This is a genomic window from Actinocrispum sp. NPDC049592 (genome assembly GCF_040675465.1).
Classification (GTDB): Bacteria; Actinomycetota; Actinomycetes; order Mycobacteriales; family Pseudonocardiaceae; genus Kibdelosporangium.
Genome location: NZ_JBFAPA010000024.1, coordinates 230,907 through 237,390 on the forward strand (window position 1 = coordinate 230,907; position 6,484 = coordinate 237,390).

A 6,484-nucleotide genomic window follows, 5' to 3' on the forward strand; every position below is an offset into this window, starting at 1 on the left:
CCTAATCGTTTGCCGTTCATGCCACTCCCGACGCCAAACACTCACGGTGTGTGATCAAGAGGCGGCTGTGCTGATGGCCCTCGCTCCGCTCGGGCGGACTTGATCGCCCGAAGCCGGTCATTCCCGCCGCGGCCCACGCGACCGGCATCGCGAAGGACCTGGCAGATCGAGTGCGGGGCGATGCCGGGCGTGTTCCGCGGCGGGAATGACCGGCGCGATCAAGTCAGGATGCGCAGGTCACTGGGCGAGGGTCAGTGGGCGCGGGTCAGTGAGGGTGTGCGGGTCGGCAGTGGTGCCGGGGGCCGGGTGTGGGGGTGGGTGGGCTGGTCAGGGGTGGTGGGCCTGTTCGACCAGTGCGAGGCCCTCGTCGCAGATGCGTTCGGCGAGGTCGTAGTCGCGGTCGGTGCGGGCGGTGGCCAGCACGGTCCCGGCGGTCACCCAGCGTTCGCGGGCGCGGATGAGCACACCGTCCATCACCGGATCATCGGTCGGGGTCAGCCGCTGGACGTACCGGCCCAGCTGTTCGTGGCGGGCACGGGCGGCGCCGTCCGCGCGCAGCCGCCGTCGCCCGTAGAACGCCGGCACCATCGCCCCCGCCGCCAGCACCAGCACCGCGCCGACGATCCACACCCACGCCATGACCGATTCAGCCCCGCCCTCACGCCTTACATCAAGTCGTGCAACGCGGGGAGGGACAGGGGGATACGAACAATCACGCGCGCTGGCTCTCCGGACTCGTGGCTTGACTTTCGCGGGCGAGCCTATGAGCGGTCAGACAGGGGCGAAAACTGGATCATTCGCCTCGAATATCGCCTCGAACATAGCCGTGGGCTACCGACACGATGGCATCAGGGAATTGCCTGCACACGGCCCGGATTTTGGCCATCCACTGTGATCAGTCGCACTGTCCGTGCAGGTGGGATGTTCGCTCTGTCACAGACGCCAACCGCCGGTTGGGCCGTCGCGGGTTTGTCGGACTAGCATCCCGAAAGTGTCGAAAGGCCCGGCGGTGTTCGTTTGTCCCAGGTGGACTGCCAGGCCATTGAATGTCTTGGAGGCCTGAGAACCCATGTCCGCGCAAGCAGCCGAGGCGGCCCGGCCGGCCCGGCGCGGAACCCTCTATCGCGGCGACCCTGGCATGTGGTCGTGGGTCGCGCACCGCATCACCGGTGTGCTCACCTTCTTCTTCCTGTTCGCCCACGTGCTGGACACCGCGCTGGTGCGGGTGTCGCCGGAGGCCTACAACGAGGTCATCGAGACCTACAAGACGCCGCTGGTGAACCTGCTCGAGGTCGGGCTGGTCGGCGCGGTGCTGTTCCACGCGCTCAACGGGATCCGCGTGATGCTGGTGGACTTCTGGGCCAAGGGCCCGCGCTACCAGCGCCAGATGCTGTGGGGCATCCTCGCGGTCTGGGTCGTGGTGATGGTCCCCGGCGTGTACTTCATGCTGCAGCGCACGGTCACCGACCTGTTCGGAGGCCAGTGATGACCCTCGCCCTCGACAAGCCCCGCTCGCCCCGCCGCCCGGCGGCCCGGCGCAGCAACCTGGAGCTGGCCAGCTGGCTGTTCATGCGGATCTCCGGGCTGGCCCTGGTCATCCTGGTGCTGGGGCACCTGCTGATCATGAACATCCTGGACGGCGGCGTGCACCGGATCAACTGGGGTTTCGTGGCCGGCCGGTGGTCCTCGCCGTTCTGGCAGTTCTGGGACCTGTCGATGTTGTGGCTCGCCGAGATCCACGGCGGCAACGGGCTGCGCACGATCATCAACGACTACGCCCGCAAGGACGCCACCCGGTTCTGGCTGAAGATCCTGCTGTACGTCTCGATGGTGCTGATCCTCGCGCTCGGCACGTTCGTGATCTTCACGTTCGACCCGAACATGGACGCCTGACCCACCACTTTTATTTGCAGGAAGCGGTTTCCCATGCAGTTCCACAAGTACGACGTGGTGATCGTCGGCGCGGGCGGGGCCGGTATGCGCGCGGCCATCGAGTCCGGCCAGCGCGCCCGCACGGCGGTGCTGACCAAGCTGTACCCGACCCGTTCGCACACCGGCGCGGCGCAGGGCGGGATGTGCGCGGCGCTGGCGAACGTCGAAGAGGACAACTGGGAGTGGCACACCTTCGACACCATCAAGGGTGGCGACTACCTGGTCGACCAGGACGCGGCGGAGATCATGGCCAAGGAGGCCATCGACGCGGTGCTGGACCTGGAGAAGATGGGCCTGCCGTTCAACCGCACGCCGGAGGGCAAGATCGACCAGCGGCGGTTCGGCGGCCACACGCGCAACCACGGTGAGGCAGCGGTTCGCCGCGCCTGCTACGCCGCGGACCGCACCGGCCACATGATCCTGCAGACGCTGTACCAGAACTGCGTCCGGCACGGCATCGAGTTCTTCAACGAGTTCTACGTGCTGGACATCTGCCTGACGCCGGACGCGAACGGCGACCCGGTGTGCACCGGCGCGATCGCCTACGAGCTGGCGACCGGTGAGATCCATGTGTTCCAGGCCAAGTCGGTCGTCTTCGCGACGGGTGGGTTCGGCAAGGTCTTCAAGACCACCTCGAACGCGCACACGCTGACCGGCGACGGCATGGGCATCGTCTTCCGCAAGGGCCTTCCCCTCGAGGACATGGAGTTCTACCAGTTCCACCCGACCGGCCTGGCGGGCCTGGGAATCCTGCTCACCGAGGGCGCCCGCGGCGAGGGCGCGATCCTGCGCAACGCGTCCGGCGAACGGTTCATGGAGCGCTACGCCCCGACCATCAAGGACCTGGCGCCGCGGGACATCGTCGCCCGGTCGATGGCCCTGGAGGTGCTGGAGGGCCGCGGCGCCGGGCCGAACAAGGACTACGTGCTGCTGGACTGCACGCACCTGGGCGCCGAGGTGCTGGAGACGAAACTCCCGGACATCACCGAGTTCGCGCGGACCTACCTCGCGGTCGACCCGGTGAAGGAGCCGGTGCCGGTGTACCCGACCGCGCACTACGCGATGGGCGGCATCCCGACCAACATCCACGCGGAAGTGTTGCGGGACAACGACCACGTGATCCCAGGCCTGTACGCGGCCGGCGAGTGCGCGTGCGTGTCGGTGCACGGCGCGAACCGGCTGGGCACGAACTCGTTGCTGGACATCAACGTCTTCGGCCGGCGCGCGGGCATCGCCGCCGCCGAGTACGCGGTCGCGCACGACTTCGTCGACCTGCCACCGACCCCGGCGACGTTCGTGGAGGACCAGCTCGCGCTGATCCTGTCCGAGCACGGCCGGGAGCGCGTGGCGGACATCCGCACCGAGCTTCAGGCCACAATGGACGCCAACGCGTCGGTGTACCGCACCGAGGACACGCTCAAGCAGGCGCTGCACGACGTGCAGGCGCTGAAGTCCCGGTACGCGCACATCACCGTGCAGGACAAGGGGAAGCGGTACAACACCGACCTGCTGGAGGCGATCGAGCTGGGCTTCCTGCTCGAGCTGGCCGAGGTGCTGGTCGTGGGTGCGTTGAACCGCAAGGAGTCCCGCGGCGGGCACGCCCGCGAGGACTACCCCCACCGGGACGACACGAACTACATGCGTCACACCATGGCGTACAAGCAGGGCTCGTCGCTGACCGCGGACATCTCGCTGGAGTACAAGCCCGTCACCTTTACCCGGTACAAGCCGATGGAGCGCAAGTACTGATGACGTCGACAGTTGAGGCCGGCTCCCGCGGTGACGCTCCCCCGGTGCCGGACGGCGCGATCACCGTCACGCTGAAGATCCTGCGGTTCAACCCGGAGTTCGACGACGAGCCGCATTGGGAGGAGTTCGACGTCCCGGCGCTGCCCACCGACCGGGTGCTGAACCTGTTGCACTACGTGAAGTGGTACCTGGACGGGACTTTGACGTTCCGCCGGTCCTGCGCGCACGGCGTCTGCGGCTCGGACGCGGTGCAGATCAACGGCGTGAACCGGCTGGCCTGCAAGGTCCTGGTGAAGGACCTGCTGGCACGCAAGGGAAAGCCGACCACCATCACCGTGGCCCCGATCAAGGGCCTGGTGGCGCGCAAGGACCTCCTGGTCGACATGGAGCCGTTCTTCGAGGCCTTCCGCGCGGTCAAGCCGTACCTGATCACCTACGGCAACGAGCCCACCCGCGAACGGATCCAGTCCGCCGCCGACCGCGAGCGCTTCGACGACACCACCAAGTGCATCCTCTGCGCCTGCTGCACCACCTCGTGCCCGGTGTACTGGTCGGACGGCTCGTACTTCGGACCGGCCGCGATCGTCAACGCCCACCGGTTCATCTTCGACAGCCGCGACGAGGGCGCCGGCGAACGCCTCGACATCCTCAACGACACCGAGGGCGTCTGGCGCTGCCGCACCACGTTCAACTGCACCGATGCCTGCCCGCGCGGCATCCAGGTCACCAAGGCGATCCAGGAAGTCAAGCGCGCCCTGCTGTTCCGCCGGGTCTGAGATCGATGTGCCGACCGAGGACCTTCCTGGTGCGAGTGGTCGCCGCCTGCTACCGCACGTACTTCCCGACCGTCGGGCTGATCACGCCCTGGGACCCGCGGGTGGGAGCGCGTGTTCCGTCCGGGTGGGCTCGGTCAGGCGCTCCGCCTGGGCCTGCTCGGTGCCACGCGCCTGCCGGACGGCCGACTCCAGGCTGCCGAGGATCTTGTCCGGTTGTTCCAGCAGGCTCGCGTTGCGTTCCAGGTGGTGCATTTCCAGCTGGGTCAGGTTGCGCACGGTCAGCGCACCGTCCACTTTGATCAGGAGGACCGAGCCGATCTGGATCAGTGCCGACCGTTCGTCCCTCAACGCCGTGACCAGCTTCGCGACCGCGTCACTCTGCAGGGAGTCGATCTCGGCCTGTTGCTTGTGCAGCAGGTGCAGCTCGAAGCCACGCTCGACCCGCTGCAGGCGTTCGGTGAGCTCCTCGGCGGTGAAGACTCGTTTGAGCCGGAGCTTCAGCCATTGGAAGAACGATCCGCGAATCTCCGGACCCCGCGTCTCCACCTCCAGGTCGAAGGCGTCGAGCAGTTCCTCCAGCGCGGACTGGACTTCCTCGTGGTTGGCGCCGTCCGCCAGGTAGGTGACCGTCCGCCTCATCGGGTCCGGCAGCCTGCGCCGGGGCACGCGGTCAGCAGCGGCGGGATCGGGCCCGCTGGGCACAGGAGTGGGGTCGGGCTCGCTGGGAACAGGATCGCGGTCACGGGGATCGGAGCCATGCGCCATGCGGCGGTATCGGCCGGGAAACCGAGGCGGCCGACCGGCCCTGGACGGATCCGGGTCGCTGTGTTCCGGGTCTGTCGGTACGGCGGGTTCAGTGGGTTCGTAGTCGTGCGGATGCGGCAACGGATTCCGGACGCTGCCGCCCCTGACCGGTTCCGCGTGCGAAGCGTCTGCGGGGTCCTCGTGTCCGGTGCCGATCGGGCCTTCCCAGTTTCCAGTCGTCATGTCGCTCCCCAACGATCCGACAGCTGTCCACCACCATCCTCCCAGGGCGTGCAAGCGTTCGCCGGAATCGCGAGAGATGTCCCTACGATCGACGGGTTCCGGCTAATAGATCACTGACTTAGCGTGAGTGACGCGTTCGAGGTTTCGGCAAAGTGCCTCGAATTCATTCCTTTTTGCCTCCCTGCACGGAAAGGAATGCGCCGTTATGCGCAAGTTGATTTCGGCTGCCGTTTTCGCGGTGGCCGCGGCCGGGATGGCCGCACCGATGGCCTCGGCCGAACCGGCCGCCCCGATGATCATTGGTGGTGGCACCGTCTCGTCGGCGCCGTGGGGTGCTCAGGTGTATCTGGGCAGCTCGTTCAACTGCTCGGGCACGATCATCGCGCCGCAGTGGGTGCTCACCGCACGGCACTGTGGCGGCTCGGGTATCAACGTGAGGGTCGGCAACGTCAACCTCGGCCAGGGCACGGCCCGGTCGGTCGACCGCACCGCGACCTCGCCCAATGGCGACATCCTGTTGCTGCACTTGAGCTCCGCGGTGAACACCACCTACATGAAGCTCGCCAGTGCCAACCCGCCCAACGGGTCGACCAACAGCATCTACGGGTGGGGCCGGCCGCGGGACAACGAGCCCGCCTCGCCGATCCTGAAGACCGCCACCGTGCGCGTCATCGGCACCAGCACCGACGCCTACGGCGGCCCGGCGATCCGCAGCCAGGGCGTCAGTGGCGCCGCGTGGCACGGCGACTCCGGCGGCCCGCAGATCTACAACGGCCTGCAGGTCGGTGTCTGCTCGACGGGTGAGAACAACGGCCACCAGACCAACGGCACGCAGAACTACGCGAGCGTGACCGCCAGCCGCACCTTCATCCGCAACACCGCGGGCGTCTGACCTCACCCAAAGAAAGATCCCCTCGTGCGTGGTTTCGGTCGTTGGAACGACCGAAACCACTCCACCCGGGGGGTTTGGGGTTGTGGCCCCCGGGCCGCCCAACCCGGGGAGAGCCGCCCCCCCCCGCGGGGGGAAAGCGGCGGGCAGG

The 6,484-nt window shown here is 67.6% G+C and carries 7 protein-coding genes; 5 read left to right on the forward strand and 2 right to left on the reverse strand.

All coding sequences use genetic code 11. The features are described 5' to 3' along the window. Positions 1 to 327: 327 nt before the first annotated feature. Positions 328 to 639 (reverse strand): hypothetical protein, encoded by a 312-nt coding sequence (locus tag AB0J95_RS44880; RefSeq protein WP_364771954.1) that lies wholly within the window; start codon positions 637 to 639, stop codon positions 328 to 330. Positions 640 to 1,069: 430 nt separating this feature from the next. Here AB0J95_RS44880 and sdhC point away from each other — a divergent pair, with 430 nt between their 5' ends. The 4 genes from sdhC to AB0J95_RS44900 are packed head-to-tail and all read left to right on the forward strand — an operon-like array spanning position 1,070 to position 4,457. Then, on the forward strand, positions 1,070 to 1,486 hold the full coding sequence (sdhC, locus tag AB0J95_RS44885; RefSeq protein ID WP_364771956.1) for a succinate dehydrogenase, cytochrome b556 subunit: 417 nt from the start codon (positions 1,070 to 1,072) through the stop codon (positions 1,484 to 1,486). Beyond that, positions 1,486 to 1,893: a succinate dehydrogenase hydrophobic membrane anchor subunit gene (locus AB0J95_RS44890; protein ID WP_364771958.1), complete on the forward strand. Its 408-nt coding sequence runs from the start codon at positions 1,486 to 1,488 to the stop codon at positions 1,891 to 1,893. Before sdhC ends, AB0J95_RS44890 begins: the two co-directional genes overlap by 1 nt. Positions 1,894 to 1,926: 33 nt before the next feature. Then, positions 1,927 to 3,681, forward strand: coding sequence for a succinate dehydrogenase flavoprotein subunit (gene sdhA / locus AB0J95_RS44895; RefSeq protein WP_364771960.1), 1,755 nt, complete (start codon positions 1,927 to 1,929; stop codon positions 3,679 to 3,681). Beyond that, on the forward strand, positions 3,681 to 4,457 hold the full coding sequence (locus AB0J95_RS44900; protein WP_364771962.1) for a succinate dehydrogenase iron-sulfur subunit: 777 nt from the start codon (positions 3,681 to 3,683) through the stop codon (positions 4,455 to 4,457). The genes sdhA and AB0J95_RS44900 overlap by 1 nt, the downstream gene beginning before the upstream one ends. A gap of 81 nt (positions 4,458 to 4,538) precedes the next feature. On the opposite strand, the gene AB0J95_RS44905 is transcribed toward AB0J95_RS44900, so the two are convergent. After that, complete coding sequence (locus AB0J95_RS44905) at positions 4,539 to 5,096, reverse strand: hypothetical protein (RefSeq protein ID WP_364771964.1); 558 nt, start codon at positions 5,094 to 5,096, stop codon at positions 4,539 to 4,541. Positions 5,097 to 5,697: 601 nt separating this feature from the next. On the opposite strand from AB0J95_RS44905, the gene AB0J95_RS44910 reads away from it, so the two are divergent. After that, positions 5,698 to 6,336: a trypsin-like serine protease gene (locus AB0J95_RS44910; protein ID WP_364771981.1), complete on the forward strand. Its 639-nt coding sequence runs from the start codon at positions 5,698 to 5,700 to the stop codon at positions 6,334 to 6,336. Positions 6,337 to 6,484 lie beyond the last annotated feature (148 nt).

Coding starts and splice junctions, on each gene's coding strand:
- AB0J95_RS44880 (WP_364771954.1), bottom strand. CDS start 639: ATGGCGTGGGTGTGGATCGTCGGCGCGGTGCTGGTGCTGGCGGCGGGG.
- sdhC (WP_364771956.1), top strand. CDS start 1,070: ATGTCCGCGCAAGCAGCCGAGGCGGCCCGGCCGGCCCGGCGCGGAACC.
- AB0J95_RS44890 (WP_364771958.1), top strand. CDS start 1,486: ATGACCCTCGCCCTCGACAAGCCCCGCTCGCCCCGCCGCCCGGCGGCC.
- sdhA (WP_364771960.1), top strand. CDS start 1,927: ATGCAGTTCCACAAGTACGACGTGGTGATCGTCGGCGCGGGCGGGGCC.
- AB0J95_RS44900 (WP_364771962.1), top strand. CDS start 3,681: ATGACGTCGACAGTTGAGGCCGGCTCCCGCGGTGACGCTCCCCCGGTG.
- AB0J95_RS44905 (WP_364771964.1), bottom strand. CDS start 5,096: ATGAGGCGGACGGTCACCTACCTGGCGGACGGCGCCAACCACGAGGAA.
- AB0J95_RS44910 (WP_364771981.1), top strand. CDS start 5,698: ATGGCCGCACCGATGGCCTCGGCCGAACCGGCCGCCCCGATGATCATT.